12 protein-coding genes and 1 pseudogene are annotated in these 12,400 nt (G+C 66.0%); 3 read left to right on the top strand and 10 right to left on the bottom strand.

The window, feature by feature from the left end; genetic code table 11:
• The 7 genes from ACIQ3R_RS08920 to tpiA form a co-directional block, all read right to left on the bottom strand.
• The coding region (locus tag ACIQ3R_RS08920; RefSeq protein ID WP_397417500.1) for a serine hydrolase domain-containing protein at window positions 1-372 on the bottom strand (372 nt) is incomplete at its 3' end.
• Window positions 373-399: 27 nt separating this feature from the next.
• Complete coding sequence (locus ACIQ3R_RS08925) at window positions 400-744, bottom strand: MmcQ/YjbR family DNA-binding protein (protein ID WP_397417502.1); 345 nt, start codon at window positions 742-744, stop codon at window positions 400-402.
• A gap of 8 nt (window positions 745-752) precedes the next feature.
• A complete protein-coding gene (locus ACIQ3R_RS08930; protein WP_397417504.1) occupies window positions 753-2,117 on the bottom strand; it encodes a calcium-binding protein in 1,365 nt (454 codons plus the stop codon).
• A 107-nt stretch (window positions 2,118-2,224) separates the two neighbouring features.
• Window positions 2,225-3,865 (bottom strand): CTP synthase, encoded by a 1,641-nt coding sequence (locus ACIQ3R_RS08935; RefSeq protein WP_397417506.1) that lies wholly within the window; start codon window positions 3,863-3,865, stop codon window positions 2,225-2,227.
• A gap of 81 nt (window positions 3,866-3,946) precedes the next feature.
• The gene (gene secG, locus ACIQ3R_RS08940; protein ID WP_397417508.1) at window positions 3,947-4,381 is read right to left on the bottom strand and encodes a preprotein translocase subunit SecG; all 435 of its coding nucleotides are present in this window, start codon (window positions 4,379-4,381) and stop codon (window positions 3,947-3,949) included.
• Window positions 4,382-4,504: 123 nt separating this feature from the next.
• Window positions 4,505-5,437, bottom strand: coding sequence for a PEPxxWA-CTERM sorting domain-containing protein (locus ACIQ3R_RS08945; protein WP_397417510.1), 933 nt, complete (start codon window positions 5,435-5,437; stop codon window positions 4,505-4,507).
• 89 nt (window positions 5,438-5,526) lie between these two features.
• Window positions 5,527-6,288, bottom strand: a complete 762-nt coding sequence (gene tpiA, locus ACIQ3R_RS08950) for a triose-phosphate isomerase (RefSeq protein WP_397417512.1) — start codon at window positions 6,286-6,288, stop codon at window positions 5,527-5,529.
• A gap of 126 nt (window positions 6,289-6,414) precedes the next feature.
• On the opposite strand from tpiA, the gene ACIQ3R_RS08955 reads away from it, so the two are divergent.
• Together ACIQ3R_RS08955 and trpE are read left to right on the top strand one after the other, a co-directional pair.
• Window positions 6,415-8,325: a SurA N-terminal domain-containing protein gene (locus ACIQ3R_RS08955; RefSeq protein WP_397417514.1), complete on the top strand. Its 1,911-nt coding sequence runs from the start codon at window positions 6,415-6,417 to the stop codon at window positions 8,323-8,325.
• Entirely contained in the window at window positions 8,322-9,854 is a 1,533-nt protein-coding gene (gene trpE / locus ACIQ3R_RS08960; protein WP_397417517.1) for an anthranilate synthase component I, read from the top strand. The genes ACIQ3R_RS08955 and trpE overlap by 4 nt, the downstream gene beginning before the upstream one ends.
• A 3-nt stretch (window positions 9,855-9,857) precedes the next feature.
• Here trpE and ACIQ3R_RS08965 read toward each other — a convergent pair whose 3' ends face one another.
• The 3 genes from ACIQ3R_RS08965 to ACIQ3R_RS08975 form a co-directional block, all read right to left on the bottom strand.
• Complete coding sequence (locus tag ACIQ3R_RS08965) at window positions 9,858-10,253, bottom strand: c-type cytochrome (protein WP_397417519.1); 396 nt, start codon at window positions 10,251-10,253, stop codon at window positions 9,858-9,860.
• 2 nt (window positions 10,254-10,255) lie between these two features.
• Window positions 10,256-11,848, bottom strand: coding sequence for a flavin monoamine oxidase family protein (locus tag ACIQ3R_RS08970; protein ID WP_397417521.1), 1,593 nt, complete (start codon window positions 11,846-11,848; stop codon window positions 10,256-10,258).
• A 142-nt stretch (window positions 11,849-11,990) separates the two neighbouring features.
• Complete coding sequence (locus tag ACIQ3R_RS08975) at window positions 11,991-12,194, bottom strand: hypothetical protein (RefSeq protein ID WP_397417523.1); 204 nt, start codon at window positions 12,192-12,194, stop codon at window positions 11,991-11,993.
• Between the two features lie 51 nt (window positions 12,195-12,245).
• Between ACIQ3R_RS08975 and ACIQ3R_RS08980 the strand changes: the two are divergent.
• Window positions 12,246-12,400 (top strand): annotated as a pseudogene (locus ACIQ3R_RS08980) (aminodeoxychorismate/anthranilate synthase component II); the annotation flags it as partial.

A 12,400-nucleotide genomic window follows, 5' to 3' on the forward strand; every position in this document is an offset into this window, starting at 1 on the left:
GCCCGACAGTCCGGCCGAGTGGCTCATCAGCTGAGCGACCGTGATGGCCGATTTCCCATTGGCGGCGAACTCCGGCCAGTAGCGCGCCACGGGCGCAGCGAAGTCGAGCTCGCCGCGATCCGCCAGAATCAACGCCGTCAGCGCCGTCATGGTCTTGGTGGTGGAATAGACGTTGATGATGGTGTCCCGGACCCAAGGCCGGGTGCGGGCAGGATCGGCGAAGCCGCCCCAGAGATCGACAACGGTCTCCCCCTCGACCGTGGCGCAGAACGAGGCGCCAACATCTGCTCCGCTGGCCAGATTGGCCTCCAGCACCTTGCGTGCGCCCTGAAAGCGGTCGTGCGCGAACCCCTCGATTGCACCGTCGGCCATGTCGATCTCCCCTCGTTGCAGGGGACTCTAGGCCGGGCGGGCAGGTCTCAACAACCGCTTCGGCGCGACGGTGGCCCAGGCCAATCGGACCAACATCTCGAGTCGCGCGGGCGCAAGCTCAGGGATTCGGACTTTGGTCCAACCCTTCCGCCCCCACGCGCCGACCACGGGCGACAGGGCGCTGGCGTAGCCGGCGACGAGATTCTGCTGATCCTCCGGGTTGAGCTTGATCACCATCTCGTCGCTCGCGACGCCGAAAGTGCAGAAAATCTTCCCTGCGACACGTAGCGAGGCGCGTTCGAAGTGCGGGCTCTCGGCGACTTCCGGCAAGGCGAGAGCGATCCGGCGGACATCGTCGAGGGTCAAGGCCATCGCCCCTCCTAGTCGAAGTCGTTGAAGGCGATGTCGGAGAGCGTGCGGCCCACCAGGATCACAGCCGAATCCGCCGTTCCATCATTCCCCGCGCTGTCGGCGAAGACGATGACGTCGGCGCCGACCTGGACGGATACGTAGTTTCGCCCGGCGGCGATCTGACCATTGGCGAAGCTCAGAGCGGCGGCGAAATCGGCCTGTGTCGACTCCACATAATTGTCTGCCGTCCCTGGCCCCGTCGCCCCCCCGCCGCCTACGAAGACCAGTTGGTCCTCTGCAGTCCAGTCGATGATCCTGTCGAGGCTGGAGACAGCGCCTGGAGCCACGCCCGCGTCGAACCGGAACAGATCGCCGCCTGCGCCGCCCGAGAGCGTATCCGCGCCGACCCCGCCGTTGATGAGGTCGTTGCCGATGCCGCCCAAGATGCTGTCGGCGCCGTTCGAGGTGCTGATCGAGTCCGCCCCGGCGCCGCCGTCGATGGTCGCGCCATCGGTCGCGGCCGCTGTGTCGAGCGACAGGCAGAGATCGTCGCCATCGCCCAACTGGATGAAGTAGCGTCCCGCATCCATTCCCACGATGTCGTTGCCGGTCCCAGCATCCATGGTGTTCTCGCCACGAGCGATCAGCGTGTCGTTGCCGTCGCCGCCGATCATCAGGTTCGTTCCGCTGCCATCCTGAAGGAAGTCGTCACCGCCTTCCCCCATGAGCGTGTCATTGCCCTCGCCGGCGAAGATAGTGTCGTTGCCGAGATTGCCGTTTAGGAAGTCGTTGCCGCCGCCGGTGAAGCCCTGGCGGTTGTCCAGCAGCCCCAAATCGCGCGGCATGCCCGGGTCGGTGATGTTGATCAAATCGTTGCCCTGACCACCCAGCAGCGTGTCGTTGTCGTTGGGCGAACCCGAGATCGTGTCGTCGCCCCGGTTGCCCTGGCCGAAGTTGCTCCCGCCAGGATTGATGCCCGCACCGACGACGATCCGATCGTTGTCCTGGCCGCCGTAGATGATGTCGAAGCCCGATCCGCCGGTCAGGCTGTCGGCGCCTTGGTTGCCCTGCAGCAGGTTCAGCCCGTCGCCGCCGTTCAGCGTATCGGCGCCCTGCCCGCCATATAGCCCATCGCCATTCGCTCCGGTGGTCGTCTGGTCGCCAGCGATCCCGCCGATATAGAGCGTTCCGCCACCCGTGAAGGTCTTGGTCGCCGAAGCCACGCCGAGTCCGAACACCACACTCCGTTCGCCGACCATGATGGTGATCTGGTCCGCTGCGCTGAAAAGCACAGCGGTGGTGGCGCCGGTCCCCTGATCCAGGTTCAGCGTGTCGGCGCCAGTAATCGCCAGAGCCTGAGCGGCCGTGATGTTCGAGAAATTGAAGGTCGCCACGATGTTCCCCGTCGACCATGAGCGCCCCGGCAGGGGGCGGCCAATCCTTGGTCGCTGTCAATCGTACGGTCGTTGGGGCCTGCCGGTTGCCGGCCGAGAACGACCCTCTAGACCAGACGGCTCCGCTCCTTCGCCGCGCCGATGAAACTGGCGAAGAGCGGATGGGGGTCGAACGGCCGGCTCTTCAGTTCCGGGTGGAACTGCACGCCCACGAACCACGGATGATCCGCGCGTTCGCAAAGCTCCGGCAGCACGCCGTCTGGTGACAGGCCGGAGAACTTCAAGCCCGTCGCCTCGATGGCGTCGCGGTAGGCGATGTTCACCTCATAGCGGTGTCGATGCCGCTCCGAGATCGAGTTCACACCGTAGATTTCCGCCACCCGGGTGCCTGGCTGCAGCACCGCTTCATAGGCGCCGCAGCGCATGGTGCCGCCCATCTCGCCGCCCTCGGCGCGGACTTCACGCTCATTGCCGCGCACCCATTCAGTCATCAGCCCGACGATGGGCTCCGAGGTCGGTCCGAACTCGGTGGACGAGGCGCCGCGAATACCGGCCAGATTCCGCGCAGCCTCTATCATCGCCATCTGCATGCCGAAGCAGATGCCGAAATAGGGGATCGCGTGCTCACGGGCGAACTCCACGGCCCGGATCATGCCCTCTGAACCCCGCTCGCCGAACGCGCCCGGCACCAGCACACCGTGCACGCCGGTCAGCCGCTCGCTGATCAGCGCCTGTTCCTTCTCGAAGGCCTCGCCCTCGATCCAGTCGAAGCGGACCCGCACGTTATTGGCGACGCCGCCATGCACCAGCGCTTCGATCAGCGATTTGTAGGCGTCTGTCAGAGCCGTGTACTTGCCGACGATGGCGATGGTCACCTCGCCGTCGGGGTGGCTGAGGCGGTGGGATATGCTCTGCCAGCGAGACAGATCCGGGGCGGGCGCGGTGTCCTTCAGGCCGAAGACGTCCAGCACCTCGGTGTCCAGACCCTGGACGTGATAGTCCAGCGGCACCGCATAGATGTTCTCCGAGTCCATCGCCTGAATCACGGCGCTCGGCCGGACGTTGCAGAACTGAGCGATCTTCTTCCGCTCACCCTCGGGGATTTCCTGCTCGCAGCGACAGAGCAGGATGTCGCACTGGATGCCAATGGACCGCAGTTCCTTGACCGAGTGCTGGGTCGGCTTGGTCTTCATCTCGCCGGCCGTCTTGATGTAGGGCAGCAGCGTCAGGTGGATGTAGCAGGCGTGCCCGCGTGGCAGTTCCTGCCCCAATTGGCGGATCGCCTCGAAGAACGGCAGGCCCTCGATGTCGCCGACCGTGCCACCCACCTCGACCAGCACGAAGTCAACGCCCTCACCCGGATCTGAGAGGACGAAGTCCTTGATCTCGCCGGTGACGTGCGGGATCACCTGAACCGTAGCGCCGAGGTAGTCCCCGCGGCGCTCTTTCTCGATGATCGTCTTGTAGATCTGCCCGGTGGTGATGTTGTCAGCGCGCGTGGCGTTGACGCCCGTGAACCTCTCGTAGTGGCCGAGATCCAGGTCGGTCTCGGCGCCGTCGTCGGTCACGAAGACCTCGCCGTGCTGATAGGGGCTCATCGTCCCCGGGTCGACGTTCAGATAGGGGTCCAGCTTGCGCAGCCGCACCTTGTAGCCGCGCGCCTGCAGCAGCGCGCCGAGGGCGGCGGACGCGAGACCTTTTCCCAACGAGGAGACCACGCCGCCGGTGATGAAAATGTACCGGGCCATGGGCGTCCAGAGTAGCCGTGATTCGGGTTCGCAGGGACGACGTTCAGCGCCGCACCGCAGCTCAGATGTGGACGAAGCTCGTCACTCGGCCGGTGGCGCCGTCGGCGGCGGCGCTTGGGGGGCCGGGGCGGCGAAGGGATTGCCGATCGTCGGCGCCGGCGCGGTCAGCGGCGCGGGCGCCGCGCCCGCGGGACCGGGCTGCGCCGTGCCTTCGGGCTGAGGCAACTGATTGTTGAGTTCGGCCGGATTGATCGCATTGACCTTCATCCGGTCGACGACCGAGGCCGCGCCCCGCTCGCGACCGGCGATGATGGTCAGAGCCAGGCCCAGGATGAAAAAGATCGCACCCAGGATCCAAGTCGTCCGGGTCAAGAGATCGCCCGCACCCCGCACCGAGACCAGCGAGCTGGTGCCCCCGCTGACAATGCCGCCACCTTCCGACCGCTGGAGCAGCACCACCACGACCAGGAAGAAGGCGACCAGCACCTCAATGACGAGCAGGATGTTCAACAGCATGGATCAGGCGTCTTTCCGGTGCGCACGGGCGCACACTGCCCGGCGAAAACGAAGCGCGGCCTTTAGCACCGCGCCCCGCTGATCGCCATAGCTAGTGCGTCGGGGCGTTCGGGCAAGTCTCGTTCAGGCAGGTAGGGCTCTACGCCGCCGGATCACCGACCCGACAGCACCAAGGCCCAGGATCATCATCGCCCATGTCGCAGGTTCCGGGATGGCCGCGCTCATGGTGTCGGCAAGCGCCTGGCTGCCAACCCGCTCGCCAGAGGCGACAAAGACCGTGTTTTCCAGGTCGTACTCGATCTCGAACGTGTGCATCGCATCGACAAATCCGCCACGGTTGCTGATTGCCTGCATTGTGGCGATGACCACGAACTGGTCGCCCGGGTTCACTAGGATCGCGCCGCCGGAGCAGGTCTGGTTCAGCATCACGTTGACGTTGTTGTCCCCCGAGTAGCCCTCAGAAAGGAAACCTGCTTTGGCGACCGAACCGGTATTGCAATCGCCGAAGTTCAGATTCTGGTTCTGGCTGATGTACTGCTCGGCGGTGGTTGAAGCGTTGATGCCCGCAAAGTCCGAAATCCGCCGGATCGACAGGTGCGCGCCGAAGAAGCCTTCGCCGGCTTCCCCACTGCCCGGGTTGTCGAAACTGTTGACGAAATGCAGTCGGCCCACCAACGCGAGGTTTATCGCCTCGGCGCCGTTGTAGGTGAAACTCTGAAAGCCGGATGCGCTGGCCCCTGTCCGCGTCTGTGCGCCGGAGAACGACTCCACCTTCACAACCGGCAGGTAGTCTGCGCCGAAGCCGACCTGCGCCGCACCTCGAGCCCCGCCCGGCATGTTGACCACACCGGTCGTCAGGCCCTGTCCAAATCCGCCCGCGTAGCTCCGGTGATTGGTCAAAGGCGTGATCACGCACCCTTGGCCGGCCTGTTGAGGGCAGTCTCTATTTGTCAGGATCGAGCCCGAGCCCCGGATTTCGGTGGCTGCTGCCGGACCGCTCCAGGCTACAACCGCCGCTGCGCTCGCACAGCCAAGCATCAGTAGACGCATCTTCATGTCTGTTACCTCCCCAACTTCACGAACTTAGTTCTTTGAAATTCGGGCTGGCAATTCTATTCGCGTTTTAGGCGACTTGCAGGCATTCCCTAACGTGACCCGTTGGGTGATCCGGCCCGGATGATCCCGAGGAAGTCCTCGGCCTTGAGCGACGCGCCGCCGACCAGGGCGCCGCCGACTTCGTCCGCCGCAAGGATTTCCACCGCGTTCGACGGCTTCACGGAACCGCCGTACAGAATAGGCGGCGCCCTGCCTGCTTCACCGAACATGTCGACGAGGACAGCCCGGATCGCCCGGTGCACGTCTTCGATCTCCGGCGTCGTTGGCGTCAATCCTGTGCCTATGGCCCACACGGGCTCGTAGGCCACGGAGTATGCACGGCCCGACAGCCCTGCTGGAAGTGATCCTCGGACCTGCGCCGCCACCACCGCCAACGCTTCGCCGGCCTCGCGCTGCTCCAGCGTTTCCCCGACGCAGACGATGGGCTCGAGCCCTGCGCGCAGAGCCGCCTCCACTTTGGCCGCGACCAGGGCATCGGTCTCGCCGTAGCCGGCCCTGCGTTCCGAGTGGCCAAGGATCACCAGACTCGCGCCGGCGTCCGCCAGTTGCTCGGCCGCGACATCCCCCGTGAAGGCCCCGGAGGCCTCGGCGCGGCAGTCCTGTCCACCCACCGCCACCGACGTCCCTTTGAGCGCCAGGGCCATCTGCGCAATGAGCGTCGCCGAGGGGCAGATGGCCACGCGGGCCGTGATCTCAGTAAGCCCGGCCGCCACCGCCTTGGCTTCAGACAGGCTAGCCGCCAAGCCGTTCATCTTCCAGTTGCCGGCGATCAGCGGTTGGGGCTTGGTCATAAGGACTCCTTGCGATCTCGGACCGCCGGGCGGTTACGACATGGCGCCCGCGCTGTCACGCGCTTGCCGCGCCAAGGGCCCTTCCCCTATACCGGCCCCCTCGCCCGGACCCGGGAAAGGACCCGAATGCTCGCCGCCATCCGCAACTTCGCCAAATCGTGGCCCGCCAAGATCCTCATGGGCCTGTTGGCGATCAGCTTCGTCGGCTGGGGCATCCAGCAGGGCGGCCTGGGCGGCGTAGGCGGCGATCAGATCATCCGAGCCGGCGACCGGGTTATCGACACGCCGACGTTCCGACGCGAGTACGACATTTACCGCAAGAACATTGAGCAGCAGAGCGGACAACAGATCACCCCGGAACTGGCTCAGGCCAACAGTCTCGACACGGTGGTTCTGAACGGCTTGGCGACCCGGGAGGCGTTCGCGGAACTTCTCAACAAGATCGGCGTGTGGCCCGGCGATAAGCTTCTGGTGGCCCAGATCCAGAAGATCCCGGCCTTCTTCGACCAGATCACGGGGAAGTTTGATCGCGCCACCTTTGAACGGCAGCTCGGACAGAATGGCCTCACCCCTGAGCGCTTTGACGCCGCGATGCGCGACGAGATGGCGTCCCAGCATTGGGGCGTGGCCATGCAGAACGGCTTCGCGGTCCCGCGCGCCTACGGCGCCATGGCCTCCGCGTTCGCGCTCGAGAGTCGCGATCTCTCCTATGCGGTCCTGACACCCGCCGGCACGCCGCAGCCCGCGGCGCCGACCGATGCGCAACTTCAGGCCTTCATCAACGAGAACAAGGCTCAGCTCACCCGGCCCGAGCTTCGCTTGCTGACCGTCGCCCTGTTTGCGCCGAGGCCCGCCGAAGGGCCGATTGATGCGGCGGAACTGCAGAAGCGCTACGACTTCCGGAAAGACACCTTCTCTCAGCCCGAAACTCGGACGATCGTCCAGATTCCGGTGAAGACCCAGGCGACCGCCCAGACGGTTGTTGGCCGACTGGCCAAGGGTGAGGCCCCCGAGGCGATCGCAAAGTCTATCGGCGTCGAGGCGGTCACGTTCGCCAATCGGCCCAAGACCGCCATTTCTGATCGGAAAGTCGGCGTCGCCGCATTTGGAATGGCGGCCGGGCAGACCGCGACGGTCCAGGGCGACCTGGGGCTGGCGGTGGTGCGCGTCATCAGCGTCACCCCCGGTCGCGTCGTCTCTCTGGAAGAGGCGCGCCCGATGCTTGAAGCGGAGATCCGAAAAGACATGGCGGCCGAAGCCGTCTACGCCCAGACCCAAGCCTATGATGACGCCCACCAGGGCGGCGCGAGCTTGGCTGACGCGGCCCGAAAGGCCGGAGGACAGGTCACTCAGATCGGCCCGATCACCGCCCAGGCGCAGGACCTTCAAGGCCGGCAGCTGCAGGGCCTTCCGCCAAAGGTTCTGGAGACCGCATTCGCCCTGCCCTCCGGCGCCGACAGTGAACTGACCGAGCTTGGCGAAGGGGCCTACTTCGCTCTACGGGTCGAGCGGGTGATCCCAGCTCAGGTGCCGCCCCTGGCCGAGATCCGGCCGATGGTGTCGCAGGCCTGGATCCAGCGGGAGGTCATCCGCGCCCTCGAAGCGCGGGCAGCCACCCTGAGCTCGCGCATCAGCAAGGGCGAGAGCCTGGAATCCGCCGCCGCGGCCATGGGGGCCTCCGTAAGCCGCGCGCCGGGGCTCAGCCGCCAGACCGCCGGCGCTCGCCAGGATCTGGGCAATGATGTGCTCGGACGCGCCTTCAACGCCAAATCCGGCGAGGTCTTCACGGCGCGCGCGCCGACCGGCGTGCTGGTGGGTCGTGTGGACAATATCCGACTTGAGCCCGGCCCGGCCGCCGCCCAGATCGCCGAGGCCAGCCGTGGCCAGCTCTCACAGGCGATCTTCCAGGAAATGAGCCAGGCGGCGCAGGTCTACGCCCGGGCCAAGTTAAAGGTGAAGACCGATCCCGCCCGGGCCCGGACCGCGCTTGGCTTCGAGCCCGCGCCCGAGCCGGGCCAAGCGGCCCCGAAGAAATGACCCCAGAGCCGCCGTTTGACGCCTTTCGGTCCACCTATGACGGCGGGGTCTCTCAGGTCGTCTGGACCCGGCTGATCGACGATCTGGAAACCCCGGTCTCGGCCTATCTCAAGATAGGTCATGGCAAGCCCTACGCCTTCCTTTTCGAGTCGGTGGAGGGTGGAGCGTTCCGGGCGCGCTATTCGATCATCACGCTCGCGCCCGACGTGGTGTGGCGCTGTCGCGGGGACCAGGCGGAGATCGCCCGGGAGACTGAGATCGCCGAGGGCCGCTTCACGGTTCAGCCGGGCGGCGCGCTGGACTCGCTTCGCGACCTGCTGTCGCAATCCCGCATCGATCTGCCGGCCGGCCTGCCGCCCATGGCGGCGGGCGTGTTCGGCGTGCTGGGCTACGACACCATCCGGCTGGTTGAAGACCTTCCCGACATCAACCCAGACCCGCTGGACCTGCCGGACGGTGTACTGGCGCGTCCCTCAGTGGTGGCGATCTTCGACGCCATCGCCCAGGAGATCCTGCTGGTCACGCCCGTGCGCCCGGGCGGCGGTGACGCCAAGACCGCCTATCAGGCGGCGCAGGCGCGCCTCGACGCAGTTGTCGCCGACCTCCGCAAGCCCGCCCCACCGCTGGCTGGAACCGGCAAGGCCGAGCCCGACGCCTTCACCACGCCGGTCGACCGCGAGGCCTATCGTCAGATCGTCGAGCGCGCCAAGACCTATGTCCGCGCCGGCGATGTCTTCCAGGTGGTGCCGAGCCACAGGCTGCGCGCGCCCTTCAAGCGCGACCCGTTCGCGCTCTACCGGTCGCTGCGCCGCTCCAATCCCTCGCCGTTCCTGTTCCACCTCGATTTCGGAGACTTCCAGCTCGTAGGCTCCAGCCCGGAAATCCTGGTCCGCCTGCGCGACGGCAAGATCACCATCCGCCCGATCGCCGGTACCCGCCCCCGCGGCGCAACGCCGGAAGAGGATCGCCGCCTTGAGCAGGAGTTGATCAACGACCCCAAAGAGCGCGCCGAACACCTCATGCTGCTCGACCTTGGGCGGAACGACGTGGGCCGGGTCGCCATGCTAAAGCAGCGCGGGCCCAATGAGCCGCCCCAGCGCACCCGCGCCCCGCGTGTGCGCGTCACCGACAGCTTCTTTATCGAGCGCTACAAGCGCGTGATGCACCTGGTTTCCAACGTCGAGGGCGATGCGCCGGAGGGCTTGGATCCAGTCGACGTGGTGATGGCCGCCCTCCCCGCCGGCACGCTGTCCGGCGCGCCCAAGGTGCGGGCTATGGAGATCATCGACGAACTGGAGATCGAGAAGCGGGGGGTCGGCTATGCCGGGGCCGCCGGCTACTTCGGCTCCGACGGGTCAGTCGACACCTGCATCATCCTGCGCACCGCCCTGGTGAAGGATGGCATGATGTACGTGCAGGCGGGGGGCGGCGTGGTGGCCGACAGCGACCCCGACGCGGAGTACGACGAGACCCTCCACAAGGCGCGCGCCCTCCGCGACGCAGCTGAGGAAAGCTGGCGCTTCGAGTAGGCGCTAGCGTTTCATCAGAGGCTCGACCTCGGCTGTCGTCACCGGTTCAGAAAAGGCGTTGCCGAAGTGGGTGCGGATGTAGGTCGTCACCATGGCCACCTGCTCCGGCGTCAACGTCCCCTTGAACCAGGGCATGCCGCCCTTCCCCTCGGCGATGATGAAGATCGGATAGGCGCTGGTCCCCATACGGGGGTTGTTGGCCAAGGCCGGGTAGATGGCGCCGGCGCCCATGGCGCCTTTGGCGTCGGCCATGTGGCAGACCTGACAATAGGTCTTGTAGACATCCGCGCCCGTCTTTGGCGTTTGCGGCTTCGAACCGCCCGGGCCGGGTTCGTCGGCTAGCACAGGGGTGGCCGCAAGGGTCAGGGCGGCCAGGATCGGGTACAGAGTTTTCGACATCCTCAGGCCTCCAGGGCGCGCTTGTGCAGACGGGTGATGGCGTCGAGCGACGAGAGCAGCGAGCCCTCCATCCAGCAGCCAACGTAGGAGGCGTGTTCGCCGGCCAGGACGATCCGGTCCTCCAGCGCGACCAACTCCTGATAGTGCTCGCGGCGGGTATCCTCGTTCCAGCGGGCGCAGCAGCCCATCACCCACGGCACCCGGCTCCAGGCCACAGATGCCCCGCTCAGGAATTCCTTCCGATAGCTCTCCGGGTGGAACACCGAGCCCTGGGCCAGGGCCACCTCGATCCTCTCCTCCGGGCTTAGGCCGCCCAGCCGGTAGCCGCCTGCACCACTGGCGAAGGCGCCCAGCAGCACGGCCGGGCCGTCGCCCAGCAGGTTGTGGTTGGGATAGGAAACCAGGCCGATCTCCTGGTTGGTGAAGGAGTGTCCGCCGTAGATCGCGGCGTCGTCTTCCCAGAAGCGCCGCTTCATCTCGAGCCCGATCTTGACCGAGCTGGAATAGGGCACGGCCTGGATGGCGGCGGTCTTCTTTTCCGACAGGTTGGTTTCGATCTGGCTCAAGACCGAAAGCGGGATCGTGCAGACGCAGAAGTCGGCCTGGGTGGTCTTGGAGGCGCCGGTGCCGGTGTCGGTGTAGGTGACCGTGACGCCGGACTTGTCCTGCATAAGCTTGGTCACCTTGGCGTTGCCGGTGATCAGGTGAGCCACCTGCTTGGCGAACCCCTTGCCGATCATGCCCATGCCGCCGACCGGCTGGAACATGGTGGTCTGGAATTCCTCGTTCATGAAGAAGGCCATGTTGGCCCAGACGTTGGACTTCAGAACCTCGTCGAATGGGAACAGGTCGGAGGGCTTGGGCGCGCCGTTCACACCGCCGCCGGGCGCGAGGTCGTATCCCCGGTGGCTCGCGGAGCGCAGGTTCTTGGTGTAGCGCATGTTCTCATCGAGCATGCCCCAGCCGCGCAGGGCCTCCTTTAGGCGTTCGGTGTCTTCACGGGTCAGCTTGGCGTCCAGCGCGTTCTGGTCGACGGCCTTTCCCAGCAGTTCGGCGACATTCCCTTCAAAGTCCGCCGCCAGCGACCGGAACCGCTTGGGCGCGCCGCCGAACGCGTCGGTATTGTGGACATAGGTGTTGTGATTGAACTGGATGAACGGCTCCAGCTGGATCCCGAACTGCTTGCAATAGTGAAGCAGGGTCCGGTGATGGTGCGGGATCCGCCACGGGCCCGGGTTAAGATAGTTCCCCTTGGCGAACTTCACGTTCTGGGTCGCCCCGCCCATTTCCGTGAACTTGTCGCCGCCATAGAGCGACCAGGCGCGCCCGCCGGCGCGGTCCTGGAACTCCAGGATCTGAACCTTGTAGCCGGCCTTCTCCAGTTCATAGGCCGCCAGCAGGCCCGCCAACCCCGCGCCCAGCACGACGACTGAAGCGCCCTTGCGCGCGCCTGAGAGATTCGGCGGGCCCGGGAACCGCGTTTCGGCGGCATGCCCAAAGGTGGTCATCATCTGGTAAACCGCCGCCGTTCCGCCCAAGAGCCCAATCGCGTGCAGCAGCTGGCGGCGGGTCGGAACCTGTTGTTCGGAAGCCATGTCTTGATCCCCGCATGTGCGAGGACCAACAGCGCAAACCCTTTTGGAGATTGGGAGTCGCCGCATCCTTCGGCGATGCGGAATCTCACGCTGCGGCGCGGAATCGGGCGGACGCTGATGAGCGTCTGGGCGCCCCGCCTGTTCAGTCCGGCGCGCCCGCGGCCACGTGGTCGGTCTTCACCGGCGGCGCAATGATCATCACCGTAGCAAAGGCCAGCGCCGTACACGCGAGGGCGCCGGCCGCAGCCAAGGCGGGCCACAGGCGGTCGCGCGGGGCGGGACGAGTCAGCAGATCACGGGCCCGCGCCACGTCTTCGGCATTCAATATCGAATCGCGAAGAGCCATCACGCACAGCATCAGCTTGGCGCGCCGCTTCGCAAAGCCTATGGAGCGGCCATGATCCTGGTGATCGATAACTACGACAGCTTCACCTACAACCTCGTCCATTATCTGAACGAGCTGGGGGCGGAGACGGTCGTCCACCGCAACGACGCGCTCAGCGTCGAACAGGCGCTCGGCCTGGCGCCGGAGGCCGTCTTGCTGTCTCCCGG

This window comes from Phenylobacterium sp., assembly GCF_044371015.1.
Lineage (GTDB): Bacteria > Pseudomonadota > Alphaproteobacteria > Caulobacterales > Caulobacteraceae > Phenylobacterium.

Bases quoted from the DNA above. Each gene is read 5' to 3' on its own strand.
- tpiA (WP_397417512.1), bottom strand. From the start codon at position 6,288: ATGACCAAGCCCCAACCGCTGATCGCCGGCAACTGGAAGATGAACGGC.
- ACIQ3R_RS08970 (WP_397417521.1), bottom strand. From the start codon at position 11,848: ATGGCTTCCGAACAACAGGTTCCGACCCGCCGCCAGCTGCTGCACGCG.
- ACIQ3R_RS08935 (WP_397417506.1), bottom strand. From the start codon at position 3,865: ATGGCCCGGTACATTTTCATCACCGGCGGCGTGGTCTCCTCGTTGGGA.
- ACIQ3R_RS08975 (WP_397417523.1), bottom strand. From the start codon at position 12,194: ATGGCTCTTCGCGATTCGATATTGAATGCCGAAGACGTGGCGCGGGCC.
- secG (WP_397417508.1), bottom strand. From the start codon at position 4,381: ATGCTGTTGAACATCCTGCTCGTCATTGAGGTGCTGGTCGCCTTCTTC.
- ACIQ3R_RS08945 (WP_397417510.1), bottom strand. From the start codon at position 5,437: ATGAAGATGCGTCTACTGATGCTTGGCTGTGCGAGCGCAGCGGCGGTT.
- trpE (WP_397417517.1), top strand. From the start codon at position 8,322: ATGACCCCAGAGCCGCCGTTTGACGCCTTTCGGTCCACCTATGACGGC.
- ACIQ3R_RS08955 (WP_397417514.1), top strand. From the start codon at position 6,415: ATGCTCGCCGCCATCCGCAACTTCGCCAAATCGTGGCCCGCCAAGATC.
- ACIQ3R_RS08965 (WP_397417519.1), bottom strand. From the start codon at position 10,253: ATGTCGAAAACTCTGTACCCGATCCTGGCCGCCCTGACCCTTGCGGCC.
- ACIQ3R_RS08925 (WP_397417502.1), bottom strand. From the start codon at position 744: ATGGCCTTGACCCTCGACGATGTCCGCCGGATCGCTCTCGCCTTGCCG.